Genomic DNA, 24637 nt, shown 5'->3' on the forward strand with positions numbered 1-24637 from the left:
CTAACGCTTACCGGGCCTACAAATGCGAAACGTAGGCCGGGTAAGGCGTAGCCGCCACCCGGCTTTTTTATTTTTGACAATGTGGACACCAGTAAAAGGGTCTCGAAGAGAGCATAATCCTGTCGATAATCCCGCCGCACCGCTCGCACTTCTTCCCCGCCCGATGAAACACCTTGAACCGGAACAGCGCCCCGTGGTGCTTGTTTTCATCTACGATGCCACGCGTGTTGTACGACAGCCGCGGGATGTCCAGCAGCGCGTGGGACAGCGCCTCCAGCTGTTCATCGCTCAGCTGAGAAGCTTTGTGCTGCGGTGCCAGCCCGACTTCCCAGAGGATCTCCACCCGCAGGTAGTTGCCAAGCCCGGCGAGAAAGGCCTGGTCAAGGAACAGGCCGGAAAACTGCCGGTTGCGGAATGTGGGCGATAGCAGCCGGGCCTTCACATCTCTCGCCGTCAGGCGCATATCCAGCACGTCCGGCCCAACCCGCTGTAAGAACGGGTGCGTGAGCAACTGCTCAGGCGTTAACATTTCGATATCAGAAGCGCTATAGAGCAGGATCGCCTTATCCGCCGTTTGCAGCCTGACGCGCAGCACGCGGGTCGTTTGCGGCTGTTCACCCGCCTCCACCACGCGCCACACGCCGTAAAGCTGGTTGTGGCTATATAACGTCAGGTTATGGGAAAAGTGCGTGAGCAACGCTTTGCCGCGCGTTTCAATATGCGTTACCGACTGCCCCACCAGCTGTGATTCAAACGGTTTCAGTTGAGGAAAAGCAAACCAGACCTCCGTCAGCGGTTTGCCCTTTATCGCCGCCTCGAGGCTATCCGCCGCGCGGCGGATCTCCGGGCCTTCTGGCATTTTTCTGTCCTTTTATGATTAATCTGCGCTGACAAGAATGCCCTCTTCAGCGAACGCGGCCCGCAGGCGGCGCGCGAACTGGAGCGCATGCTCGCCATCGCCGTGTAAACATACCGTATCAGCCTGAACGTGCGCCGTTGTGCCATCCACGGCGGTCACTCGCCCGTAGCGCACCATCTCCAGCGTCTGCGCCAGCGCTTTCGCTTCATCGGTAATCAGCGCACCGGCTTGCGTGCGCGGAACCAGACTGCCGTCCGGCATGTATCCCCGATCGGCAAACACCTCCTGCCGCGTGGTCAGCCCCAGCCGTTCTCCGGCACGAATAAGCTCACTGCCCGCCAGGCCGACCAGAATCAGCTGCGGATTACAGTCCCGCACCGCACGGGCAATCGCCGCCGCCAGTACCGGGTCTTTTGCCGCCTGGTTATAGAGCATACCGTGCGGCTTCACGTGACGCAGTACGCCCTTCCCGGCGCGAACCATCGCCTCCAGCGCGCCAGTCTGGTAGAGCACCTGCGCGTAGACCGTCTCAGGCGGCAGGTCCATCGCGGTGCGACCAAAGTTATCCCGGTCAGGGAAGCTCGGGTGAGCGCCAATCGCCACGCCATTTTTGATGGCATGACGCACGCTCTCCAGCATGGTTTGCGCATCGCCCGCGTGAAAGCCGCAGGCAATATTGACCGAAGAGACCAGCGTCATTAGCGCCGCGTCGGCGCTGCCGCCCTCGCCCAGATCGGCGTTTAAATCAATCTTTACCATCGAGCCTCCACGCCAGCTGTTCGAGATAGCGCTGCTGATCCTGCCGCGCCTTTAGCGCTTCCTCCAGCGAACACTGCACGAAGTGAATCGGCTGACCGAGGGGAATTTGCGCCAGATGGTAGCGATCGGCTTCAATAATGCAGGCAATTCGCGGATAGCCCCCCGTCGTCTGCGCGTCGTTCATTAAGACGATCGGTTGCCCGTTGCCTGGAACCTGAATAACGCCGGGCAACAAACCGTGGGAGAGCAGTTCCCGGTCGGTGGTCCGGATCAGCGGCTGCCCCTGCAGACGATAGCCCATTCGGTTACTCTGCGGACTAAGCTTCCACGGCGCGCGCCAGAAAGACTCTTTTGAGGCCTCGTCGAACTCATGATATTCCGGCCCCGGTAAGGCGCGGATCTGGTTTCCCCAGAGAAGTTGTTTCACCCCCTGAGCCGTCGAGAAGTGACGCGAAGAGGGCTTAATCGCCAGGCGATCGCCGTCGCGCAACAGACGTCCTTCGTGACCGCCTATCCCGGCTTTCTGATCGGTACTGGATGAGCCCAGCACCTCAGGCACATCAATGCCGCCAGCCACCGCGAGATAGCTACGCACGCCGTGCAGAGGACGCTTTAAGGTCAGACGCTGCCCGGCTTTCGCCCGCAGACGCCAGCCGGTCCACACCGCTTTGCCGTCCAGCGTGGCATCACAGCCGGCGCCGGTGAGCGCGAACCAGGTCTCCTGACCAAACTCAATGACACACTGACCGAGCGTAATTTCGAGCGCCGCCGTGCTGCCGGGGTTGCCCACCAGCACGTTAGCGATTTCCAGCGCAGGACGGTCCAGCGCGCCACAATAGCTCACGCCGGACTGGCGCATGCCAAAGCGCCCGGCATCCTGTACGGAGGTGTAAAGCCCGGCGCGAATAAGCGTTAACATACCCCCTCCTTCTGCGGGATAAAGCGAAGGGTGTCGCCCGGGCGCAGGAGTATTGGCGACGCCAGCGCGGGGTCAAATAACGGGGTGGCGGTATGCCCAATAAGCTGCCAACCACCGGGCGAAGCCAGCGGATATACGCCGGTCTGCTCGCCACCAATCGCGACCGTCCCCGCCGGTACGCTCAGGCGCGGTTCAGCGCGGCGCGGCGTATGCAGCCGGGGAGATAATCCCCCCAGATACGGGAATCCGGGCTGGAATCCCAGGAACCAGACGACGTAATCCACCGAACTGTGCAGTTCAACCACCTGCTTTTCGGTGAGCCCGCAATGGTCTGCGACCACACCAAGATCCGGTCCCCCCGTACCGCCATAAACGACCGGGATCTCAATGGCACGCGATTCCGGCTCCAGCGCCTCGCTCTCTTCCCACCAGCGCTGTAAACGCTCGATGGCATCCAGCGCCAGCGTATGCGGACTACGCAGCACCACCGTGATGTTATTCATCCCCGGAATGGCTTCAACCACGTCCGGCAGATCGACCAGACGCTGGGTTAGCCGCCAGATACGCTTTTGCGTGGCAAGGGTCACCGGCGGCTCGAGCTCCAGAACCACTGCCGTTTCTCCCAGAAGATAACAACGCGCTCGCTGCACTCAGGCACCTCTCATCAGGCCGGGTTAGGGATATCAATAAAGGTTACATCCAGATCGGTATTTTCCGTCAGCCACTCGCTGAGGGCACGAATGCCGCCGCGCTCGGTGGCATGATGACCGGCCGCGTAGAAATGCAGCCCCTGTTCACGCGCCGAGTGAATGGTCTGCTCGGAAACCTCGCCGGTGATAAAGGCATCAACACCGAAGCGCGCGGCGCTGTCGATAAAGCCCTGCCCGCCCCCGGTGCACCAGGCAACGCGTTTTACCAGGTCCGCGCCCGTATCGCCGCACCACAGCGGGCGACGCCCCAGGCGCGCTTCAATCCACGAGGCCAGCTCCAGTCCGGGAACCGGCATCGCCAGCTCGCCCCACGGCACCAGCGGCTCGATTTCGCCCATTACGGTTATCCCCAACAGCTGCGCAAGCTGAACGTTGTTGCCCAGTTCCGGGTGTGCGTCCAGCGGCAGGTGGTAACCGTACAGGTTGATGTCATTTGCCAGCAACGTTTTCAGGCGGTTGCGCTTCATGCCGCGAATAATCGGTGATTCGTTTTTCCAGAAGTAGCCGTGATGGACAATCACCGCATCGGCTTCCTGACGGACAGCCTCGTCCAGCAGCGCCTGGCTTGCCGTGACGCCGGTGATAATTTTCTGCACCGTTTCGCGCCCTTCTACCTGCAGGCCATTTGGGCCGTAGTCGCTAAAGGAGGCGGTATTGAGTTTTTCGTTAATCAGGCGTTCCAGTTCACTGTTTTTCATCTTTATGCTCTCAAACTTTTCGGGCGGCTTCGTACGCCGCCAGCGTGGCGGTGCGCGCCTGTTTATGGTCAACAATCGGGCGGGGATAATCGAGCTTTACGCCCTGTTTATCCGCCCATGCCCACGGTTCGTGGATCGCTTTCGCAGGAACGTTCCTGAGCGCGGGCAACCAGCGGCGGATAAAGTCGCCGTTGGCATCAAATTTTTGCCCCTGAGTGGTCGGATTAAAAATCCTGAAATAGGGAGCCGCATCGGTGCCGGTAGAGGCCGCCCACTGCCAGCCGCCGTTATTCGCAGCGAGATCGCCGTCGATCAGCTGAGAGATAAAATAGCGCTCTCCGATACGCCAGTCGATAAGCAGATCCTTCACCAGAAAGCTGGCGGTAATCATTCGCAGGCGGTTGTGCATCCACCCGGTTTCATTCAGCTGGCGCATGGCGGCATCAACAATCGGATAGCCCGTTTCCCCTTTTTGCCAGGCCTGTAAACGTGCCTCATCGTGCTGCCATTTGACGTTGTCGGTCCAGGGGATGAACGGACGATGCTTACAGAGATCGGGATGATACGTCATCAGATGGCGATAGAATTCACGCCAGATGAGTTCGTTCAGCCACACCGAACCCGCCCCACCGTCCATCGCCTGCGGCTGCTCGGCCAGAAGACGATGTAAACACTGGCGAGGAGAGAGTACGCCCAGCGCCAGGCTTGCCGATAAGCGGCTTGTCCCTTCAATCGCCGGGAAATCCCTGCGCGCGTCGTACTCTCCCGCGCCCTGTTTGCAAAACTGGCGCAGCTTCGCAATTGCTGCCTTCTCGTTTGCGGGGAACAGAAGCTCATCGAATGCCTGTTGGGGATAGTTAAACGTTAATTCAGGCAGCGTGGTTATAGCTTCCCCTCTGGCTGCGGGTGCGGGTACGCACTCCGGCAGCGCCTCTTTCAGACGCTTAACAAAAGCATTTTTAAACGGCGTGAACACTTTATACATTTCATGGCCGCCGGTCATGACGCTGCCCGGTGCCAGCATTACGCTGTCATCAAATCCTTCACAAACCACCTCGCCCAGAATGTTCTCCAGTTGGCGATCCCGCAGCCGTTCGTTCAGCTCGTACTGGTAGTTATAAAAAAGATGCGTGACGCCGTTCTGCTGACATACCTCCCGCAACATCTTAAGCTGCGCGGCAAAGTCACTGACCTCTTTGTAGATCAGCGGGATACCTTTTTCAGCCAGTGAGTGTTGCAGATCGTTCAGATGCGATTTGAGGTAAGCCGCCTGCCGCGGGGCCATATCATGCTGCTGCCACTGTTCAGGCGTAGCGATAAACAGCGCCAGCACGCTGGCGTCATCGGAACGGCAGGCTGCCGCGAGTGCGAAGTTGTCATGTACGCGCAGGTCCGCGCGAAACCAAACCAGATGGGTGGGCATAAAACTCCAGGCAAATATCCATTATGTCCGTAAGGGCATGCCGTAAAAGGAAAAAGCATGCTTTGAACTACTTTGCCATGAAGTGTAGACGGGATGAAATAAAAAAGGCCGCCCAAGGCGGCCTTACAGACTGATGACAAGGTGCACGCTGTGCATTTCGCCCGGCGGCGCTACGCTTGCAAGGGCCTACAATGAAACATGCAATGCATTGATCTCTTTGCCCTGTGTAGGCCGGGTAAGCGCAGCGTCACCCGGCAAGAAAGACGGCTATTATGTGCCTGTAAACCCTGACAAGGGGCTATCGCTCCCCCGGCGTTTTTTTCTGGGTGTCGTCTTAGTATCAGTAAAAATCGCAGGTCGCTTTCTCGGCCTGATCCATCCACACCGGCTTCTCGCTGGTTTTCGCCCAGACGCGGTGCAGATAGCTATAAAAACGTGCACGATCTTTCCAGAACAGCATCACCGGCAGAGCCAGCACGCCAGCCACTACGGCGAAAGCGCGGCGCATGAACACGATATGAGCCGGAAACTCTTTATAAAGATCCATATTTTTCTCCCCTATAGTTGGCCGGAAACGTCATCCGGAAAATTCAAAATCTGTGACCTGGCTAAAATAATATCGCTTTGTTTGTAATTTTACTACTCATCCGACCACTTATTTTCGTCCGTTTAGCCAAAATTTACATTCACGCCGTAATTAAGTTACAAAAAAGTTAACGATTTACTTATCAATAGTTAAATTGTGGGCTTTGCCATTTTTATACTTTTTTTACACCCGCCCTTCTCATTTTTGCGAAATCTTTGCGCCATAAATCCTACCGTTAGCACAACAACAAAAGTCACCCGGAGGTGGATTGTGAGTGCAGGTCTTATTGCCGGCATCGTGCTGGTGTTCCTGTTATTGGGTTATCTGGTTTATGCCCTGATTAATGCGGAGGCATTCTGATGGCTGCTCAGGCGTTTTTGCTTATTGCCAGTTTCTTAGTGGTGTTGTTCGTCCTGGCAAGGCCACTGGGCTCGGGGCTGGCACGGCTCATCAATAACGTTCCCCTGCCCGGCACGGGAAGCGTTGAAAAAGGGATCTGGCGCGTACTGGGTATAGACGATCGGGAGATGAACTGGCGTGACTATCTGATCGCCATTCTGCTGCTGAACATTGTCGGACTCATTGCGCTTTTTGCCATGCTGATGTTGCAGGGTGTCCTGCCTTTGAATCCGCAACAGTTACCGGGCCTGTCCTGGCACCTGGCGCTAAACACGGCGGTCAGTTTTGTCACCAACACCAACTGGCAGTCCTATGCCGGTGAAACCACGCTCAGCTACTTCAGCCAGATGGTCGGGCTAACCGTGCAGAACTTCCTCTCTGCCGCCAGCGGTATTGCGGTGATCTTCGCGCTAACGCGTGCGTTTGCGCGCCAGAAAGTGAGCACGCTGGGTAACGCGTGGGTAGACCTGACGCGCATTACCCTGTGGATCCTGCTGCCGATTGCGCTGCTGATCGCGCTGTTCTTCATTCAGCAGGGCAGCCTGCAAAACCTGCTGCCTTACGCACCTTATACCTCGCTGGAAGGGGCAAAACAGCTCCTGCCGATGGGGCCAGTGGCCTCGCAGGAAGCCATCAAGATGCTCGGCACCAACGGCGGCGGCTTCTTCAACGCCAACTCGTCGCACCCGTTCGAAAACCCGACCGCCCTGACCAATTTTGTGCAGATGCTGGCGATCTTCCTGATCCCCGCCGCGCTCTGTTTCGCCTTTGGTGATGTGGTCAACGATCGCCGTCAGGGCCGCACCCTGCTCTGGACGATGTCGCTGATCTTTGTGGTCTGTGTTGCGCTGGTGATGTGGGCCGAATGGCAGGGTAATCCGCACTTCCTCTCACTGGGTGCAGATAGCGCAATCAACATGGAAGGTAAAGAGAGCCGCTTTGGCATTCTCGCCAGTAGCCTGTATGCGGTGGTCACCACGGCAGCGTCGTGCGGGGCCGTCAATGCCATGCATGATTCCATTACGGCGCTGGGCGGCATGATCCCGATGTGGCTGATGCAGATTGGCGAGGTGGTGTTTGGCGGCGTGGGCTCCGGTCTTTACGGCATGCTGCTGTTCGTGCTGCTGGCGGTGTTTATTGCCGGTCTGATGATTGGCCGCACCCCGGAGTATCTGGGTAAAAAGATCGACGTTCGCGAGATGAAGTTAACCGCGCTGGCAATTCTGGTCACCCCGGCCCTCGTGCTGCTCGGCACCGCGCTGGCGCTGATGACCGAGGCTGGACGCAGCGGCATCTTTAACCCTGGCATTCACGGTTTTAGCGAAGTGCTGTATGCCGTCTCCTCTGCCGCCAACAACAACGGCAGCGCCTTTGCAGGCCTAAGCGCCAACTCTCCATTCTGGAACTGTCTGCTGGCGTTCTGCATGTTCGTGGGCCGCTTCGGGATCATTGTGCCGGTTATGGCGATAGCCGGATCGCTGGTGAACAAAAAAATCCAACCGACCACTACCGGAACGTTACCGACCCACGGCGCGCTGTTTATCGGCCTGCTGACGGGCACCGTGTTGCTGGTCGGCGCCCTGACCTTTATCCCCGCCCTCGCGTTAGGCCCGGTCGCGGAATACCTCTCTTTACGCTGATTTTGCGGAGAAATTGTCATGAGTCGTAAACAACTGGCCCTGTTCGAACCGTCATTAGTTCGCCAGGCGCTCATGGATGCGGTGAAAAAGCTGAGCCCGCGCGTGCAGTGGCACAACCCGGTGATGTTTATCGTCTGGGCGGGAAGCGTCCTGACCACCGCCCTGGCGATTGCCATGGGAACGGGCCATATGCCGGGAAATGCGATGTTTACCGGCGCCATCAGCCTGTGGCTGTGGTTTACCGTGCTGTTCGCCAACTTTGCGGAAGCGCTGGCGGAAGGCCGGAGCAAAGCCCAGGCCAACAGCCTGAAAGGGGTGAAAAAGACCGCCTTCGCACGCAAGCTACGTGAGCCGAAGTACGGCGCACAGATGGACCACGTTCCGGCAGATGAACTGCGTAAAGGCGATGTGGTGCTGGTGGAAGCCGGTGACATCATCCCTTGCGACGGCGAAGTTATTGAAGGGGGCGCATCGGTGGATGAGAGCGCTATTACCGGCGAATCCGCGCCGGTGATCCGTGAGTCCGGCGGCGATTTCGCCTCCGTGACGGGCGGGACGCGCATTCTCTCCGACTGGCTGGTGATCCAGTGCAGCGTTAACCCGGGTGAAACCTTCCTCGACCGGATGATCGCCATGGTAGAAGGCGCACAGCGCCGTAAAACGCCAAACGAGATTGCCCTGACCATCCTGCTGGTGGCCCTGACCATTGTCTTCCTGCTGGCAACCGCGACGCTGTGGCCGTTCTCTGCCTATGGCGGTACCGCGGTCACCGTCACGGTGCTGGTGGCGCTGCTGGTTTGTCTGATCCCCACCACCATCGGCGGCCTGCTGTCGGCCATCGGCGTGGCCGGCATGAGCCGTATGCTCGGTGCCAACGTCATCGCCACCAGCGGGCGTGCGGTGGAAGCCGCCGGTGACGTGGACGTCTTGCTGCTGGATAAAACCGGGACCATTACCCTCGGTAACCGCCAGGCGTCGGATTTCTTACCCGCCCCGGGCGTGGATGAAAAAACGCTGGCGGATGCCGCCCAGCTCTCCTCGCTTGCCGATGAAACCCCGGAAGGCCGCAGTATTGTGATCCTCGCCAAGCAGCGCTTTAACCTGCGCCAGCGCGACGTTCAGAGCCTGCACGCCACGTTCGTGCCCTTTACGGCGCAAACCCGCATGAGCGGCATCAACATCCAGGATCGCATGATCCGTAAAGGCTCGGTTGACGCGATTCGCCGCCACATTGAGGCCAACAACGGTCATTTCCCGCCGGAAGTGGACAGCCTGGTCGAAAGCGTGGCCCGTCAGGGGGCGACGCCGCTGGTGGTGGCCGAAGGCGCGCGCGTGCTCGGGGTCATTGCCCTGAAGGACATCGTCAAAGGCGGCATCAAAGAGCGCTTTGCCCAGCTGCGTAAAATGGGGATCAAAACGGTGATGATCACCGGGGATAACCGTCTTACCGCCGCGGCGATTGCCGCCGAAGCGGGCGTGGATGATTTCCTTTCCGAAGCCACACCGGAAGCCAAGCTGGCACTGATTCGTCAGTATCAGGCGGAAGGCCGTCTGGTGGCGATGACCGGTGACGGGACCAACGATGCTCCTGCCCTCGCGCAGGCCGACGTGGCGGTGGCGATGAATTCCGGTACCCAGGCCGCAAAAGAGGCGGGCAACATGGTCGACCTCGACTCTAACCCGACCAAGCTGATTGAAGTGGTGCACATCGGCAAGCAGATGCTGATGACGCGCGGTTCGCTGACCACGTTCAGTATCGCCAACGACGTGGCGAAGTATTTCGCCATCATTCCGGCCGCGTTTGCTGCGACCTATCCGCAATTAAACGCCCTGAACGTGATGCACCTGCACTCTCCGGCCTCGGCCATTCTGAGCGCAGTGATTTTTAACGCCCTGATTATTGTCTTCCTGATCCCGCTGGCGCTGAAGGGCGTGAGCTATAAGCCGCTCACGGCGGCCGCCATGCTGCGCCGTAACCTGTGGATTTACGGCCTGGGCGGGCTGGTGGTGCCCTTCGTCGGTATCAAGGTTATCGATCTGCTGTTGACCCTGTTCGGCCTGGTTTAAAAGGTGAATCAAATGACCATGTTACGCCCCGCTATACTTCTGTTCATACTGTTGTCTCTCATTACCGGCGGGCTGTACCCGCTGGTGACCACCGCGCTGGGCCAGTGGTGGTTTAAGGATCAGGCCAACGGCTCGCTGATACTGCAAAACGGTGAAAACCGCGGCTCTCGCCTGATTGGTCAGAACTTTACGGATGCCCGCTACTTCCAGGGACGCCCTTCCGCCACTGCCGAAAGCCCGTATAATCCGATGGCATCCGGCGGCAGCAACCTGGCGGGCAGCAACCCCGAGCTGGACAAAGCCGTCGCGGAGCGCGTGGCAGCCCTGCGCGCCGCGAATCCGCAGGCCAGCCGTGACGTTCCCGTGGAGCTGGTAACCGCCTCGGCCAGCGGGCTGGACTACAGCCTGACCCCGGCAGCCGTGGCATGGCAGATCCCGCGCGTCGCCGCTGCCCGTCAGCTGACCATCGAACAGCTGAGCCAGTTGGTGGCAGAGCACACGCAAAAGCCGCTGGTCAGCTTCATCGGCATGCCCGTGGTAAATATTGTTGAGCTGAATCTGGCGCTGGACGCGCTAAGGAAAAACTAAATGACCGACGAGCCCATGCGCCCGGATCCGGACAGGCTGCTCGAACAAACAGCTGAAGCCCATCGCGGCAAACTGAAAATTTTCTTCGGCGCCTGCGCGGGCGTCGGGAAAACCTTCGCCATGCTGACGGAAGCCCAGCGGCTTCGGGCGCAGGGGCTCGATATTCTGATCGGCGTGGTTGAAACCCACGGACGTAAAGAGACGGCATCACTGCTGAAGGGGCTGGCTACCCAGCCGCCCCGCCGCATCAGCCACCGCGGTCGGTTAGTCACCGAATTCGATCTCGATGCCGCCCTCGCCCGCCGCCCCGCGCTAATCCTGATGGACGAGCTGGCGCACAGCAATGCGCCAGGCTCGCGCCACCCCAAACGCTGGCAGGACGTTGAAGAATTACTTGAAGCCGGTATCGATGTGTTCACCACGGTTAACGTTCAGCATCTCGAAAGCCTGAACGACGTGGTCAGCGGCGTGACCGGCATTCAGGTACGCGAGACGGTGCCCGATCCCTTCTTTGATTCCGCGGATGAGGTGGTGCTGGTCGACCTGCCGCCCGATGATTTGCGCCAGCGCCTGCACGAAGGCAAAGTCTATATCGCCGGCCAGGCCGAGCGCGCCATCGAACATTTCTTCCGTAAAGGCAACCTGATTGCCCTGCGCGAGCTGGCCCTGCGGCGTACTGCCGATCGCGTTGACGATCAGATGCGCGCCTGGCGCGATCTGCAGGGACAGGAGCGCGTCTGGCACACGCGGGATGCTATTCTGCTGTGCGTGGGCCACGGCAGCGGCAATGAAAAACTGGTCCGCACCGCCGCGCGCCTGGCGGCCAAATTTGGCAGCGTCTGGCATGCGGTGTATGTCGAAACGCCGCAGCTGCACGCGCTGCCCGAAAACCAGCGCCGCGCGATCCTGAGCTCGCTGCGCCTGGCGCAGGAGCTGGGTGCCGAAACCGCTACCCTTTCCGATCCGCAGGAAGATAAAGCCATTCTGCGCTACGCGCGCGAGCATAACCTGGGGAAAATCGTCATTGGCCGTCGTCAGCATCGGCGCTGGTTTAGCCGAGAATCCTTTGCCGACAAGCTGGCCCGTCGCGCGCCGGATCTGGATCTGGTGATCGTGGCGCTGGACGACAAACCTACCCCCTTACCCAATCGCGCGCCGGACAGCCGTACCTTCAGCGATAAATGGCGCATTCAGCTTCGCGGCTGTCTCGTCGCCGTCGTGCTCTGCGCCCTGATTACCGTGATTGCCAGCCAGTGGCTGATCGCGTTTGATGCCGCCAACCTGGTGATGATCTACCTTTTAGGCGTGGTGGTGGTGGCGCTCTTCTACGGGCGCTGGCCGTCGGTCCTGGCGACGGTGATCAACGTCATCAGCTTCGATCTGTTCTTTATTGCCCCCCGCGGGACGCTGGCCGTCTCGGACGTGCAGTACATCCTCACCTTTGCCGTCATGCTCACCGTCGGGCTGGTGATCGGCAATCTGACGGCGGGCGTGCGCTATCAGGCGCGCATCGCCCGCTATCGCGAACAGCGTACGCGCCATCTCTATGAGATGTCGAAATCGCTGGCGGTGGGCCGCACGCCGCTGGATATCGTGCAGACCAGCGAGCAGTTTATCCGCTCGACGTTTCATGCCAGCAACCTGATTTTACTCCCGGACGAACACGGCAAGCTGCGCCCGCTGACCTCCGCCACAGGCATGACGCCCTGGGACGAAGCCATCGCGCGCTGGAGCTTTGACAAAGGCTTACCGGCGGGCGCAGGGACCGACACCCTCCCCGGCGTGCCCTACCAAATTCTGCCCCTGCGCAGCGCCGATAAAAATCAGGGGCTGGTCATCGTGGAGCCTTCCAACCTGCGCCAGCTGATGATCCCCGAACAGCAGCGTTTACTGGAGACGTTTACGCTGCTGGTTGCCAGCGCGCTGGAACGACTGGCCCTCACCGCCAGCGAGGAACAGGCCCGGCTGGCAAGCGAGCGTGAAAGCATTCGTAACTCGCTGCTGGCGGCGCTGTCTCACGATCTGCGTACCCCGCTCACCGTCCTGTTCGGTCAGTCAGAAATTCTGACGCTGGACCTGGCGGCGGAAGGCTCTAAACATGCACTCCAGGCCAGCGAGATCCGCCAGCACGTGCTGAATACCACGCGCCTGGTGAATAACCTGCTCGACATGGCGCGTATCCAGTCGGGCGGATTTAACCTCAAAAAAGAGTGGCTCACGCTGGAAGAGGTGGTGGGCAGCGCGCTGAAAATGCTCGAACCCGGCATGGGCGGGCGACATATTGCGCTGAACATGCCCGAACCCCTGACCTTAATTCACGTTGATGGTCCGCTGTTTGAACGGGTGCTGATCAACCTGCTGGAAAATGCCGCCAAATATGCGGGCGCCAGCGCGCAGATTGGGGTGGATGCGACGGTGGACGACGGCGCGCTTCGCCTTAACGTCTGGGATACCGGCCCGGGCATTCCTGCCGGGCAGGAGTTGGCTATTTTCGAGAAATTCGCGCGCGGCAATAAGGAGTCGGCCATTCCGGGCGTGGGGCTGGGGCTGGCCATTTGCCAGGCGATCATTGACGTGCATGGCGGCTCCATTTCCGCGGAGAATCGTCCGGAAGGCGGTGCGCGTTTTTGTGTTACACTTCCTCTGGAAACCCCGCCAGAACTTAATGAATTACCAGAGGATTTGTGATCAACGTTCTGATTGTTGAAGATGAGATCGCCATTAGCCGCTTTCTGCGCGCTGCGCTGGAAGGAGACGGTCTGCGCGTCCATGATGCAGGTACGCTTCAGCGGGGGTTAATTGAAGCCGCCACCCGCAAGCCGGACCTGGTGATCCTCGATCTGGGTCTCCCGGACGGTGACGGCATCGATTTTATTCGTGAAGTCCGTCAGTGGAGCCAGATGCCGATCCTCGTGCTCTCCGCCCGTACTGAAGAGACGGATAAAATCGCCGCGCTGGATGCCGGGGCGGATGACTACCTGATTAAACCGTTTGGCATCGGCGAGCTACAGGCTCGCCTGCGCGTGGCGCTGCGTCGCCACAGCGCCACCACGCCTGCCGATCCAACCTACACGTTTGGGGATATCCAGGTTGACCTGGCCTCGCGGCGCATTGTGCGCGGCGAAGAGGAAATTCACCTCACGCCCATCGAATTTCGCCTGCTCGCCGTGCTGCTCAACAATCACGGCAAGGTTCTCACCCAGCGCCAGCTGTTAAGTCAGGTGTGGGGGCCCAACGCCGTGGAACATAGTCACTATTTACGCATATATATGGGGCACCTTCGTCAGAAACTCGAAGTCGACCCCGCTCGCCCTCGCCATTTATTAACTGAAACCGGTATCGGTTATCGGTTTATGCTCTGAATAACTATTCAGTTTATTTTTAAATAAAATCAAAACCTCTCAGAAAATATTTCATAAATAATCCAATCGATATTTTTTTGGTTATTTATGTCCATTTAAAACATTTGCAATACATCCTGTTAACCCGACACCAACAAATCAGAATTTTGATCTGAGATATTCATCAAAAACGACTATTTATTTCTAAAATGATCGGTTAACGGTGATCTCCTTCACAGTTAATCGCGTTTTCCTGGATAAAATGACCGTGCTTTCAATTACTGAAAGGAAAATAAATCATGGAAAACAACAATCGTTTAATGCCCCATATAAGGCGGACAACACATATCATGATGTTTGCCCACCGAAACTGCTTTGACTTTCATCTCTTTAATGCCCGGTAGTCCTTCGACTTCTGGCGCACTCGCTTACAGGTTATCCTGAAACATCTTATTTTACAGGCCATTGCCTGTGAACGCGTGCGCTCATTCATTTTGATTCAGACCCATCCGCACCGGGCGGACTGAATTTCAATCATCAAAAAAGCAATGTACTGATTTTAATCAGCGGCCACCCTTTGCTTTTTTTCCGGAAAATTATCGATTTCTTTTTTGCAAGAAATCGAGGGACGCTTATTACCTAAAATAAAGAGAGAAAGATGAAAAGTTTAAAAATCGCAGCCAGCCGCGCCTGTCCTGATTGCTTTACCACCCAGCGTGAACTGGTGGATGTCCGGGCCTCGGATTATATCGACGTTGCCGCTATTGTGCTGGCGGTCAGTGATATTACCGATGGCATACTGGAAGAAATAGAAGCCACCGGATTTGACATTCCTGTTTTTGTCGCGACGCATAAAGAAGAATTCATTCCGGCAGATTATTTATCGCGCATTCATGGCGTATTTGAGTATTCAGACACCAGCAACGACTTTTATGGACGACAGCTGGAGGCGGCTGCCCTGAAGTATGAAACCCAGCTGCGCCCGCCGTTTTTCCGCGCCCTGGTCGACTATGTAAAACAGGGCAACAGCGCGTTTGACTGTCCGGGGCATCAGGGCGGCCAGTTCTTCCGCCGCCATCCTGCCGGCAATCAGTTCGTTGATTTCTTTGGCGAGACGCTTTTCCGCGCCGATCTGTGCAACGCCGACGTGGCAATGGGCGATCTGCTGATCCACGAAGGCGCGCCGTGCATCGCACAGCAGCATGCGGCGAAGGTCTTTAATGCCGATAAGACCTACTTCGTGCTCAACGGCACCTCGTCATCCAACAAAGTGGTGCTTAACGCCCTGCTCACCCCGGGCGACCTGGTGCTGTTCGACCGTAATAACCACAAATCCAACCATCACGGTGCCCTCCTCCAGGCAGGCGCAACGCCGGTCTATCTGGAAACCGCGCGCAACCCGTACGGCTTTATCGGCGGCATTGACGCACACTGTTTTGAAGAAAGCTATCTTCGCGAGCTGGTGGCAGAAGTCGCACCCGGCCGTGCACGCGATGCGCGTCCGTTCCGTCTGGCGGTGATCCAGCTGGGCACCTACGATGGCACCATCTACAACGCCCGCCAGGTGGTGGATAAGATTGGGCACCTGTGTGATTACATCCTGTTTGACTCGGCCTGGGTGGGTTACGAGCAGTTTATTCCAATGATGGCCGACTGCTCGCCGCTGCTGCTGGAGCTGAACGAAAACGACCCGGGGATTTTGGTTACCCAGTCCGTGCATAAACAGCAGGCCGGCTTCTCCCAGACCTCGCAAATTCACAAGAAAGACAGCCACATCAAAGGTCAGCAGCGCTATGTCCCGCATAAGCGGCTGAATAATGCCTTTATGATGCACGCCTCCACCAGCCCGTTCTATCCGCTGTTTGCCGCGCTGGACATCAACGCCCGTATGCATGAAGGCCAGAGCGGCCGCAACATGTGGATGGACTGCGTGGTGAACGGTATCGAAGCGCGCAAGCTGATTCTGGAGAACTGCCGGTATCTGCGCCCCTTCGTGCCGGAGACGGTGGATGGCCGTCCGTGGGAAAGCTGGGACACGGCGGAGATTGCGACCGATCTGCGCTTCTTCCACTTCGTACCGGGTGAAAACTGGCACGCTTTTGAAGGCTACGCCGAGCATCAGTATTTTATCGACCCGTGCAAGCTCCTGCTGACCACGCCGGGCATTAACGCCCGCACCGGGGAGTATGACGGCTTCGGCGTGCCTGCCACCATCCTCGCCAACTTCCTGCGTGAAAACGGCATCGTGCCGGAGAAATGCGATCTCAACTCGATCCTGTTCCTGCTCACGCCTGCGGAAGATATGGGCAAGCTGCAGCAGCTGGTGGCGCAGCTGGTGCGTTTCGAAAAACTGCTCGAGAGCGATGCTCCATTAAAAGAGGTGCTGCCTTCCATCTGCAGACAACATCCGGAACGTTACGCGGATTACACCCTGCGCCAGATCTGCCAGGAGATGCATGACCTGTACGCCCGTCACAATGTCAAACAGCTGCAGAAAGAGATGTTCCGCAAGTCTCACTTCCCGCGCGTGATGATGAACCCGCAGGACGCGAACTACGCCTATCTGCGCGGAGAAGTGGAACTGGTCTCCCTGCGCGACGCGGAAGGCCGCATCGCCGCGGAAGGCGCCCTCCCTTATCCACCGGGGGTATTGTGCGTGGTTCCAGGGGAGGTCTGGGGCGGCTCCGTGCTGCGCTACTTCGCCGCGCTGGAAGAAGGCATCAACCTGCTGCCGGGCTTCGCGCCGGAGCTGCAGGGTGTGTACGTCGAAGAGTGCGAGGGCCGCAAACAGGTTCGCTGTAACGTCATCAAACAACCCGCCGCTCAGCCCGCGCTGCTGAAAGGAGAGAAATTATGAGTAAGTCCAATAAGATGGGCGTGGTGCAGCTGACCATCCTCACCATGGTGAACATGATGGGTTCAGGGATCATTATGCTGCCCACCAAGCTTGCCGAAGTAGGAACCATTTCAATTATCTCCTGGCTGGTGACCGCCGTCGGCTCGATGGCGCTGGCGTGGGCGTTTGCCAAGTGCGGGATGTTCAGCCGCAAGTCAGGCGGCATGGGGGGCTACGCCGAGTATGCCTTTGGTAAGTCTGGCAACTTTATGGCCAACTATACCTACGGGGTGTCACTGCTGATCGCCAACGTGGCGATTGCCATCTCCGCCGTGGGCTACGGTACGGAGTTGTTTGGCGCGACGCTTAGCCCGGTACAGATTGGCCTGGCCACCATCGGCGTGCTGTGGATCTGCACCGTGGCTAACTTTGGCGGGGCGCGTATCACCGGACAGCTCTCCAGCATCACCGTCTGGGGCGTGATTATTCCGGTTGTCGGCCTGTGCATCATCGGCTGGTTCTGGTTCAGCCCGACCCTGTACGCTAACTCCTGGAACCCGCACCATGTGCCGTTCTTCAGCGCAGTCGGCTCTTCTATCGCCATGACGCTCTGGGCCTTCCTGGGCCTGGAATCCGCCTGCGCGAACGCAGAAGTGGTTGATAACCCTGAAAAGAACGTGCCGATTGCGGTCCTCGGCGGTACGCTGGGTGCGGCGGTGATCTATATCGTCTCGACGAACGTCATTGCGGGCATCGTTCCGAACATGGATCTGGCCAACTCCACGGCGCCGTTCGGGCTGGCCTTCGCGCAGATGTTCACGCCGGAAGTCGGGAAAGTGATTATGGGTCTGATGGTCATGTCATGCTGCGGTTCACTGCTTGGCTGGCAGTTCACCATCGCACAGGTATTTAAATCTTCGGCTGATGAAGGTTACTTCCCAAAAATCTTCTCCCGTGTGACCAAAGCCGATGCGCCGGTGCAGGGCATGCTGGCGATTGTTATCTTCCAGAGCGGATTGTCGCTGATGACCATTAGCCCGTCGCTGAACAGCCAGTTCAACGTGCTGGTCAACCTGGCGGTGGTGACGAACATCATTCCTTATATTCTGTCGATGGCGGCGCTGGTGATTATTCAGAAGGTTGCGAAGGTGGATCCGCGCAAGGCGCGTGCGGCCAATATCGTGGCGCTGATTGGCGCAATCTACAGCTTCTATGCGCTCTATTCCTCCGGCCAGGAAGCGATGCTGTATGGTGCGATGGTGACCTTTATGGGCTGGACGCTGTACGGTCTGGTGTCGCCGCGGTTTGAATTGAAGAATAAGCACAGTTGAAAAAAAGCCCGGTGGCGCTAGCGCTTACCGGGCCTACGATCGTTGTTGTAGGCCGGGCAAACGCAGTGCCGCCCGGCACACAAACCGCACTTACGCGTTTTTCAGCACTTCGCTGACAATCTCTACCGCTTCTTTCTCAATCTGCTGACGATGCTCTGCGCCGAGGAAGCTTTCGCAATAGATTTTATACGCATCTTCCGTACCGGATGGACGCGCAGCGAACCAACCGTTTTCGGTCATTACTTTCAGACCACCAATAGACGCACCGTTACCCGGTGCCGCCGTCAGACGCGCGGTGATCGGATCGCCCGCCAGGGTGCTTGCACTGACCATCTCCGGAGAGAGTTTGGACAGGGCCGCTTTCTGGGCAGACGTTGCGCTGGCCTGAATACGGTTATAGCTTGGCGCACCAAAGCGTGCTGCCAGGTCGTTGTAATGTTCCTGCGGGTTTTTACCGGTGACCGCGGTGATTTCCGCCGCCAGCAGGCACATGATGATGCCGTCTTTATCGGTTGACCACGGCGTGCCGTCGAAGCGCAGGAAAGAGGCCCCCGCGCTCTCTTCACCACCGAAGCCGAAGCTGCCGTCGTGCAGACCGTCAACAAACCATTTGAAGCCCACAGGTACTTCCACCAGCTTGCGGCCCAGCGCCTCGACCACGCGGTCGATCATCGCGGAGGACACCAGCGTTTTACCGACAGCCACCTCTTTGCCCCACTGCGGACGGTGCTGGAACAGGTAGTTGATCGCAACAGCCAGATAGTGGTTCGGGTTCATCAGCCCGGCAGGAGTGACGATACCGTGACGGTCGTAATCCGGGTCGTTCGCAAACGCCAGATCGAATTTATCACGCAGCGCCAGCAGGCCCGCCATCGCGCACTCGGAGGAGCAGTCCATGCGGATCGCGCCGTCTTTGTCCAGGTGCATAAAGCGGAAGGTCTGATCGACGTGATCGTTCACGATGGTCAGATCCAGCTTGTAGTGCTCGGCAATACGTTTCCAGTATTCAATACCGGAGCCGCCCAGCGGATCCACACCCAGCTTCAGGCCGGCTTTCTGGATGGCCGCCATATCGACGATCTCCGCCAGCCCTTCCACGAACGGCTGAACCAGATCCTGCTCTTTTACGTGGCCGGACGCCATGGCCGCATCCAGAGAGATGCGCTTCACGCCTTTCAGACCGTCAGCCAGCAGGGCGTTCGCACGATCTTCCACCACTTTGGTGACGTTGGTGTCTGCCGGGCCACCGTTAGGCGGGTTGTATTTGATGCCGCCGTCTTCCGGCGGGTTGTGGGATGGCGTGATCACGATACCGTCAGCCAGCGCGCCACCTTTTTTGTTGTGCACCAGGATGGCGTTAGAGACCGCAGGCGTTGGGGTGAAGCCGTTGTTCTCCTGAACAATCACATCGACGCCGTTCGCAGTCAGAACTTCCAGCACGGAGATAAAGGCCGGTTCAGACAGCGCATGGGTATCTTTCCCCACGTAGCAAGGACCGGTAACGCCATTTTTAGCGCGCTCTTCCGCAATGGCCTGAGCAATGGCCAGAATGTGCGGTTCGTTAAAGCTGTGGCGAGCCGCGCTGCCGCGGTGACCAGATGTACCAAACTTCACTGCGTGTTCTGCGTTGCCCACGACCGGCTTCAGCACGTAATACTGCGCGGTCAGCTGAGCGACGTTAATCAAATCGCTTTGTTGTGCAGGTTGGCCTGCACGGCTGTGATTTGCCATTACCGGGTCCTTCTGATGCAAGGGTTAAATTGTACCGCAAACCTTCTCAATCAATTCCGCCGGGAACTGCATGGACTGCATGATATGTTCAATCATGCTGCACTTGCGGCCCGTATTGGTATTGGTGATCACCCAGTACGGGGTGCCAGGAACATGTTTGGGTTTGGTTTGATTGCCATTTTGCAGCAGCGTCTGCTCGTCGCCCGCGAAGTAGACGCGAGTACGACCGTGCAGCGACTCGGTCGCTTCAGCAAACGCTTTGTTATCCAGTGAATAAAGTGTAGACAGCACCAGCATAAAGCGGTTAACCGCCTTTTTTTGCTCCGCATATTCATCGGAGAGCAGCAGCTCGCGCATCGCGCGCACTTTATCTTTTGCCGGTGTCACGGCAGGTTTTGCTTGTGCAACAACGCTTGGCTGAGACACGACATCTTTGGTGACTGGGGTAGCAGGCTGTGAAGCGGCGGAAATTTTAAGCATGCGCCGTAAAATGTCGGACGCGCTCTCCCCGATATGCCGCGTCTGGCTGGCAATATACTGATAGAGTTCGTCATCAACTTCGATTGTTTTCATCTTAATCCAGTGCGATATCTTATCTGAATACAAGTCATTGGGATTATAAGGTCAAATCCCAACAGCGGATAGCGTCAAACCAGGTTGGCGGCAAAAGTCAGATTAAACTGGAACCTTGCAGCCGGGCGGCAGAATGGTCAACATGATACCCTAACCTGACATACGTAAAAAAAGAACTTTGCCATGAAATTGAATACCCGAGCGCAAACTGCACAATCGCCGAACAATAATTCTCCCATCGTACTGGTTCACGGGCTTTTTGGCAGCCTGGATAACCTGGGCGTGCTGGCGCGCGAGCTGGTTACCGACCACGATATTCTTCAGATCGATATGCGCAATCATGGTCTTTCCGGCCGTTCCGACGAGATGACCTACGCCGCGATGGCGCAGGATCTGCTGGATACGCTGGATGCCAACCACTTGCAAAAGGTGACCCTCATCGGGCATTCAATGGGCGGTAAAGCGGTGATGGCCCTGACGGCGCTGGCCCCGGAGCGTATTAACGGCCTGGTGGTGATTGATGTTGCGCCCGTGGATTACGACGTCCGCCGTCACGACGAAATTTTTGCCGCCATCAATGCGGTCACCGAAGCGAGTGCCGCGACGCGTCAGCAGGCGGCTGCCGTCATGCGTGAGCATCTTGATGAAGAAGGCGTCGTCCAGTTCCTGCTGAAGTCGTTTGTTGACGGCCAGTGGCGTTTTAACGTGCCGGTGCTCTGGAACCAGTACAACAATATCGTGGGCTGGGAAACCGTGCCCGCCTGGCCGCACCCTACCCTCTTTATTCGCGGCGGTAACTCCCCTTATGTTACCGACGCGTACCGCGACGCCATACTGGCGCAATTCCCGCAGGCTCGCGCCCACGTCATTGCCGGAGCCGGGCACTGGGTGCATGCGGAAAAACCTGACGCCGTGCTGCGCGCCATTCGCCGCTATCTTGCTGATACTGCAAATTGATTAAAAAGAGAGCGACTGGAAGGCTGCGGGCTTCCAGTCGTTGGCGCGCCGTTTTTGGTGATGTATGATGGCGCGCTTATCGCCCGGGCATTAGCAGGGCGGCGTGTTTCCCCCGAAGTCTCAGAATCATGGCCAAAGAACAAACGGACCGTACGACACTAGATCTGTTCGCGAATGAGCGTCGCCCGGGACGACCGAAGACGAATCCGCTTTCGCGCGATGAACAGCTGCGTATCAATAAACGCAATCAGCTTAAACGCGATAAAAATCGTGGGCTTAAGCGTGTCGAACTGAAGCTCAACGCCAACGCGGTCGATGCGCTTAACGAGCTGGCCGACGCGCGAAATATTAGCCGCAGCGAGCTCATTGAAGAGATGTTGATCGCCCAGCTTGAGATGCTGCGCAGCCAAGCATAAGTCTGAAAATTCCCTTAATTACCCTTTTCATGTAGCACAGAGTGCAGTCCTGCGCGATAGCTGTTTCCGCAGGGTTGCCAGTTCTGCTATTATTGCCCTTATCCGTGGCCGAATTGCGCCACCATACTATTAAGTTTCAAGAGGTTATTTTACTCATGGCAATCATCGGCATTTTCTTTGGCAGTGATACCGGCAATACCGAAAATATCGCGAAAAACATTCAAAAACAGCTCGGTAAAGACGTTGCTGATGTGCATGACATCGCCAAGAGCAGCAAAGAAGATCTCGAAGGCTATGACATTCTGCTGCTGGGTATTCCGACCTGGTACTACGGCGAAGCCCAGTGCGACTGGGATGATTTCTTCCCGACGCTGGAAGAAGTGGACTTCAACGGTAAGCTGGTTGCCCTGTTTGGCTGTGGCGACCAGGAAGACTACGCCGAGTACTTCTGTGACGCGCTGGGTACCATCCGCGACATCATTGAGCCGAATGGCGCTGTGATCGTCGGCCACTGGCCAACCGCCGGTTACCACTTCGAAGCGTCCAAAGGCCTGGCCGATGACGATCATTTCGTGGGTCTGGCCATCGACGAAGACCGTCAGCCAGAACTGACTGCAGAGCGCGTCGAGAAATGGGTTAAGCAGATCCGTGAAGAACTGCACCTGGACGATATTCTCAACGCCTGATTTTTATCGCGGCGCAACGGCGGTTGCGCCCGCGCACCAGGTCAAACCGATTAAATTAATTGCTACAATCTTTTAACTTTTTCGCCCAGACCTGTACAATGTCTCCCTGATAAAATGTGGTTTTCCACCGAGCAAGTTTGTTGGTGATACCCCATTTTTATAAGCATATTTTGCCTGAGACTTGCAGTTTTCATTTAGCCATGGCAGTTCTATAATGAGACGCATTATCCCGGGTGCATTTTCTGTCACTTCCTACAGAAGTGAATCGTTTAGCAACAGGACAGATTCCGCATGACTGACAACAATACCGCATTAAAGAAGGCTGGCCTGAAAGTTACGCTTCCTCGGTTAAAAATCCTCGAAGTGCTTCAGGGTCCAGACAATCACCATGTCAGTGCGGAAGACCTTTATAAACGTCTTATCGACATGGGTGAAGAGATTGGGCTGGCTACCGTCTATCGCGTGCTGAACCAGTTTGATGACGCGGGCATTGTCACCCGTCATAATTTCGAAGGTGGTAAATCTGTCTTCGAACTGACCCAGCAGCAGCACCACGATCACCTGATCTGCCTCGACTGTGGCAAGGTCATTGAATTTAGCGATGACTCTATCGAAGCGCGCCAGCGTGAAATCGCCGCGCGTCACGGCATCCGTCTGACCAACCACAGCCTGTACCTTTATGGTCACTGCGCTGAAGGCGATTGCCGCGAAAATGAACATGCGCATGACGCAAAATAAGTGAGTGTTCATACTCTGAGCCAGCCGTAAGGTTGGCTTTTTTTTGCCAGAAAAAAGCCCTGTGGCACAGTGCCACCGGGCGTAAAGCAACTTATTTATTATTATTGCGTATCTCGTTCCAGATCTTATCGCAACGCTTCGCCACTTCCTGATCGTTACCGGTTTTACGTGCCTGGATACAGGCCTGGTAATCCATCACGCGGACATTCTCCTGCGTCGCGAACTGCTCGTGCGCTTTCTCTTTCTTCAGCACGTTCAGCACGCTCTGGCAGGCTTCAATTTTCTCCGGCGATCCTTCCGCAGTATTAATGCAGGCGCTGTAGGCCTCCTTGAGGCGGGAGTCCTCTTTCGGTGCCTGAGTCTGGGCACACGCCACCAGCCCCGATGCCAACAGCGCGACGATTACGATTTTTTTCATCATTTGCAGTCTCCGGTCCGGCGGGATCTAACCCGCCGGACGATTCATCAGAAGATGGTGAACGGTGCGATAACCATGAATTTCACGTCACGTTCATCCTGGAAGATGTTGCCGTAACCGCCCGCGTAGCTCGGGATATCGGAGTGGTTGTCGTACTGGGTGAAGTGCAGTTTGAACATCGTGCCTTTCGCGCGGCCATCCTGCAGGGTATAGATAGCATCCAGGCTGTAGGAAGACTCTTTCAGGCGATAGTTTGGATCGTAGTAAGCATCCGGTGTTGCCATGTCGGCAGGTTTTGCATCCCAGGCGTAAGCGTAAGAAGCGCCCACGGCCCAGCCCGGCAGGTTCCAGTTTTTCAGGTCATACATCGCGCCGAAGAAGACCGCTTTCTCACCGTCGGCGTTGAAGTCGGAGCGGTTATCCCACCAGATATCAAGACGACCGTTGGAGGAAGCATAGGTCGGGGTCATACGCTGCAGGAAGTAGCCCTGCTGCCCTTCCGCTTTCACCCATGTGCCTTCCAGACGTAAATCAACCTGACCGACCTTGTAGCCGAAGGTTAACGCCTGCAGCCACGCGGTGCCGTCGTAGATATCATTGACGCCACCGTTACTGACTTTGTCGCGCGTACCGTAGAACTGGTAGCTGGTACTCAGCGGGCTACCCGCAATATCAAACTTATAGCTGGCCTTGGCAAAGTATTGATCGATATAGCCTTGCGCCTGGCCGAATGCCGCTTCGAGAACCAGATCGTTTTTGAAGTCGTATTTCGCACCCAGCGAGTGGAGGTAATCGACTTTGGTTTTCTTATCGTTCTGGTAGAACTTGTCCATTTCAATGTGCCACGGTGCTTTGTACTCGTTGGTCCACATATAGGAGAAGCTCAGCGCACCTGCGTCACCGTAGTCAAAGTTAGCCCCGGCTTCTGCACCCTGATAGGTACCCGGCATAAAGCTCCAGTG

General features: G+C 57.2%; 24 protein-coding genes. 13 read left to right on the forward strand and 11 right to left on the reverse strand.

The window, feature by feature from the left end; genetic code table 11:
- Positions 1 to 67: 67 nt before the first annotated feature.
- From nei to ACVCAM_RS23855, 7 genes are all read right to left on the reverse strand, one after another.
- Complete coding sequence (gene nei, locus ACVCAM_RS23825) at positions 68 to 859, reverse strand: endonuclease VIII (protein WP_025912731.1); 792 nt, start codon at positions 857 to 859, stop codon at positions 68 to 70.
- 18 nt (positions 860 to 877) lie between these two features.
- A complete protein-coding gene (gene pxpA / locus ACVCAM_RS23830; RefSeq protein WP_025912732.1) occupies positions 878 to 1618 on the reverse strand; it encodes a 5-oxoprolinase subunit PxpA in 741 nt (246 codons plus the stop codon).
- Positions 1605 to 2537, reverse strand: coding sequence for a 5-oxoprolinase subunit PxpC (gene pxpC, locus ACVCAM_RS23835; RefSeq protein WP_021241019.1), 933 nt, complete (start codon positions 2535 to 2537; stop codon positions 1605 to 1607). Before pxpC ends, pxpA begins: the two co-directional genes overlap by 14 nt.
- Positions 2531 to 3187, reverse strand: coding sequence for a 5-oxoprolinase subunit PxpB (gene pxpB / locus ACVCAM_RS23840; RefSeq protein ID WP_021241020.1), 657 nt, complete (start codon positions 3185 to 3187; stop codon positions 2531 to 2533). The genes pxpC and pxpB overlap by 7 nt, the downstream gene beginning before the upstream one ends.
- 14 nt (positions 3188 to 3201) lie before the next feature.
- Positions 3202 to 3945 carry a type 2 GTP cyclohydrolase I gene (locus ACVCAM_RS23845; RefSeq protein WP_021241021.1) on the reverse strand — a complete coding sequence of 248 codons (744 nt, stop codon included), beginning with the start codon at positions 3943 to 3945 and terminating at the stop codon, positions 3202 to 3204.
- Between the two features lie 10 nt (positions 3946 to 3955).
- Positions 3956 to 5368, reverse strand: a complete 1413-nt coding sequence (phrB, locus tag ACVCAM_RS23850) for a deoxyribodipyrimidine photo-lyase (protein WP_348569839.1) — start codon at positions 5366 to 5368, stop codon at positions 3956 to 3958.
- 340 nt (positions 5369 to 5708) lie between these two features.
- Positions 5709 to 5915 carry a YbfA family protein gene (locus ACVCAM_RS23855; protein ID WP_008501079.1) on the reverse strand — a complete coding sequence of 69 codons (207 nt, stop codon included), beginning with the start codon at positions 5913 to 5915 and terminating at the stop codon, positions 5709 to 5711.
- A gap of 309 nt (positions 5916 to 6224) precedes the next feature.
- Between ACVCAM_RS23855 and kdpF the strand changes: the two genes are divergently transcribed.
- From kdpF to potE, 9 genes are all read left to right on the forward strand, one after another.
- Positions 6225 to 6314 (forward strand): K(+)-transporting ATPase subunit F, encoded by a 90-nt coding sequence (gene kdpF / locus ACVCAM_RS23860; RefSeq protein WP_014069365.1) that lies wholly within the window; start codon positions 6225 to 6227, stop codon positions 6312 to 6314.
- The gene (kdpA, locus tag ACVCAM_RS23865; RefSeq protein WP_407223175.1) at positions 6314 to 7993 is read left to right on the forward strand and encodes a potassium-transporting ATPase subunit KdpA; all 1680 of its coding nucleotides are present in this window, start codon (positions 6314 to 6316) and stop codon (positions 7991 to 7993) included. The genes kdpF and kdpA overlap by 1 nt, the downstream gene beginning before the upstream one ends.
- 18 nt (positions 7994 to 8011) lie before the next feature.
- Positions 8012 to 10060, forward strand: coding sequence for a potassium-transporting ATPase subunit KdpB (gene kdpB / locus ACVCAM_RS23870; protein ID WP_008501077.1), 2049 nt, complete (start codon positions 8012 to 8014; stop codon positions 10058 to 10060).
- 12 nt (positions 10061 to 10072) lie between these two features.
- Entirely contained in the window at positions 10073 to 10648 is a 576-nt protein-coding gene (gene kdpC / locus ACVCAM_RS23875; RefSeq protein WP_008501076.1) for a potassium-transporting ATPase subunit KdpC, read from the forward strand.
- Positions 10649 to 13336, forward strand: a complete 2688-nt coding sequence (gene kdpD / locus ACVCAM_RS23880; RefSeq protein ID WP_039024419.1) for a two-component system sensor histidine kinase KdpD — start codon at positions 10649 to 10651, stop codon at positions 13334 to 13336. It abuts the gene before it with no gap.
- Entirely contained in the window at positions 13333 to 14010 is a 678-nt protein-coding gene (kdpE, locus tag ACVCAM_RS23885) for a two-component system response regulator KdpE (protein ID WP_248210066.1), read from the forward strand. The genes kdpD and kdpE overlap by 4 nt, the downstream gene beginning before the upstream one ends.
- A 278-nt stretch (positions 14011 to 14288) precedes the next feature.
- Entirely contained in the window at positions 14289 to 14393 is a 105-nt protein-coding gene (gene speFL / locus ACVCAM_RS23890) for a leader peptide SpeFL (protein ID WP_003858645.1), read from the forward strand.
- A gap of 254 nt (positions 14394 to 14647) precedes the next feature.
- Positions 14648 to 16846, forward strand: coding sequence for an ornithine decarboxylase SpeF (gene speF, locus ACVCAM_RS23895; RefSeq protein WP_059359620.1), 2199 nt, complete (start codon positions 14648 to 14650; stop codon positions 16844 to 16846).
- Complete coding sequence (potE, locus tag ACVCAM_RS23900; RefSeq protein ID WP_008501072.1) at positions 16843 to 18156, forward strand: putrescine-ornithine antiporter; 1314 nt, start codon at positions 16843 to 16845, stop codon at positions 18154 to 18156. The genes speF and potE overlap by 4 nt, the downstream gene beginning before the upstream one ends.
- A 90-nt stretch (positions 18157 to 18246) precedes the next feature.
- Here potE and pgm read toward each other — a convergent pair whose 3' ends face one another.
- Positions 18247 to 19887 carry a phosphoglucomutase (alpha-D-glucose-1,6-bisphosphate-dependent) gene (pgm, locus tag ACVCAM_RS23905; RefSeq protein ID WP_023343591.1) on the reverse strand — a complete coding sequence of 547 codons (1641 nt, stop codon included), beginning with the start codon at positions 19885 to 19887 and terminating at the stop codon, positions 18247 to 18249.
- Positions 19888 to 19911: 24 nt separating this feature from the next.
- Positions 19912 to 20460 carry a replication initiation negative regulator SeqA gene (gene seqA / locus ACVCAM_RS23910; RefSeq protein ID WP_008501070.1) on the reverse strand — a complete coding sequence of 183 codons (549 nt, stop codon included), beginning with the start codon at positions 20458 to 20460 and terminating at the stop codon, positions 19912 to 19914.
- Between the two features lie 183 nt (positions 20461 to 20643).
- On the opposite strand from seqA, the gene ybfF reads away from it, so the two are divergent.
- From ybfF to fur, 4 genes are all read left to right on the forward strand, one after another.
- Positions 20644 to 21417, forward strand: a complete 774-nt coding sequence (gene ybfF / locus ACVCAM_RS23915; protein ID WP_407223173.1) for an esterase — start codon at positions 20644 to 20646, stop codon at positions 21415 to 21417.
- Between the two features lie 128 nt (positions 21418 to 21545).
- On the forward strand, positions 21546 to 21833 hold the full coding sequence (gene ybfE / locus ACVCAM_RS23920) for a LexA regulated protein (protein WP_407223172.1): 288 nt from the start codon (positions 21546 to 21548) through the stop codon (positions 21831 to 21833).
- A 155-nt stretch (positions 21834 to 21988) separates the two neighbouring features.
- The gene (gene fldA / locus ACVCAM_RS23925; protein WP_008501067.1) at positions 21989 to 22519 is read left to right on the forward strand and encodes a flavodoxin FldA; all 531 of its coding nucleotides are present in this window, start codon (positions 21989 to 21991) and stop codon (positions 22517 to 22519) included.
- A 291-nt stretch (positions 22520 to 22810) separates the two neighbouring features.
- Positions 22811 to 23257, forward strand: a complete 447-nt coding sequence (gene fur, locus ACVCAM_RS23930; RefSeq protein WP_008501066.1) for a ferric iron uptake transcriptional regulator — start codon at positions 22811 to 22813, stop codon at positions 23255 to 23257.
- Between the two features lie 91 nt (positions 23258 to 23348).
- Here the strand turns inward: fur and chiQ are convergent, their stop codons facing one another.
- Together chiQ and ACVCAM_RS23940 are read right to left on the reverse strand one after the other, a co-directional pair.
- Complete coding sequence (gene chiQ / locus ACVCAM_RS23935; RefSeq protein WP_025912725.1) at positions 23349 to 23675, reverse strand: ChiQ/YbfN family lipoprotein; 327 nt, start codon at positions 23673 to 23675, stop codon at positions 23349 to 23351.
- A 47-nt stretch (positions 23676 to 23722) separates the two neighbouring features.
- A partial coding sequence (locus ACVCAM_RS23940) for an OprD family outer membrane porin (protein ID WP_021241028.1) occupies positions 23723 to 24637 on the reverse strand: 915 nt, incomplete at its 5' end.

The sequence above is a fragment of the Enterobacter sp. CFEC122 genome (assembly GCF_052983755.1).

Coding starts and splice junctions, on each gene's coding strand:
- nei (WP_025912731.1), bottom strand. CDS start 859: ATGCCAGAAGGCCCGGAGATCCGCCGCGCGGCGGATAGCCTCGAGGCG.
- pxpA (WP_025912732.1), bottom strand. CDS start 1,618: ATGGTAAAGATTGATTTAAACGCCGATCTGGGCGAGGGCGGCAGCGCC.
- pxpC (WP_021241019.1), bottom strand. CDS start 2,537: ATGTTAACGCTTATTCGCGCCGGGCTTTACACCTCCGTACAGGATGCC.
- ACVCAM_RS23845 (WP_021241021.1), bottom strand. CDS start 3,945: ATGAAAAACAGTGAACTGGAACGCCTGATTAACGAAAAACTCAATACC.
- phrB (WP_348569839.1), bottom strand. CDS start 5,368: ATGCCCACCCATCTGGTTTGGTTTCGCGCGGACCTGCGCGTACATGAC.
- ACVCAM_RS23855 (WP_008501079.1), bottom strand. CDS start 5,915: ATGGATCTTTATAAAGAGTTTCCGGCTCATATCGTGTTCATGCGCCGC.
- kdpA (WP_407223175.1), top strand. CDS start 6,314: ATGGCTGCTCAGGCGTTTTTGCTTATTGCCAGTTTCTTAGTGGTGTTG.
- kdpB (WP_008501077.1), top strand. CDS start 8,012: ATGAGTCGTAAACAACTGGCCCTGTTCGAACCGTCATTAGTTCGCCAG.
- kdpC (WP_008501076.1), top strand. CDS start 10,073: ATGACCATGTTACGCCCCGCTATACTTCTGTTCATACTGTTGTCTCTC.
- kdpD (WP_039024419.1), top strand. CDS start 10,649: ATGACCGACGAGCCCATGCGCCCGGATCCGGACAGGCTGCTCGAACAA.
- speFL (WP_003858645.1), top strand. CDS start 14,289: ATGGAAAACAACAATCGTTTAATGCCCCATATAAGGCGGACAACACAT.
- speF (WP_059359620.1), top strand. CDS start 14,648: ATGAAAAGTTTAAAAATCGCAGCCAGCCGCGCCTGTCCTGATTGCTTT.
- potE (WP_008501072.1), top strand. CDS start 16,843: ATGAGTAAGTCCAATAAGATGGGCGTGGTGCAGCTGACCATCCTCACC.
- pgm (WP_023343591.1), bottom strand. CDS start 19,887: ATGGCAAATCACAGCCGTGCAGGCCAACCTGCACAACAAAGCGATTTG.
- seqA (WP_008501070.1), bottom strand. CDS start 20,460: ATGAAAACAATCGAAGTTGATGACGAACTCTATCAGTATATTGCCAGC.
- ybfF (WP_407223173.1), top strand. CDS start 20,644: ATGAAATTGAATACCCGAGCGCAAACTGCACAATCGCCGAACAATAAT.
- ybfE (WP_407223172.1), top strand. CDS start 21,546: ATGGCCAAAGAACAAACGGACCGTACGACACTAGATCTGTTCGCGAAT.
- fldA (WP_008501067.1), top strand. CDS start 21,989: ATGGCAATCATCGGCATTTTCTTTGGCAGTGATACCGGCAATACCGAA.
- fur (WP_008501066.1), top strand. CDS start 22,811: ATGACTGACAACAATACCGCATTAAAGAAGGCTGGCCTGAAAGTTACG.
- chiQ (WP_025912725.1), bottom strand. CDS start 23,675: ATGAAAAAAATCGTAATCGTCGCGCTGTTGGCATCGGGGCTGGTGGCG.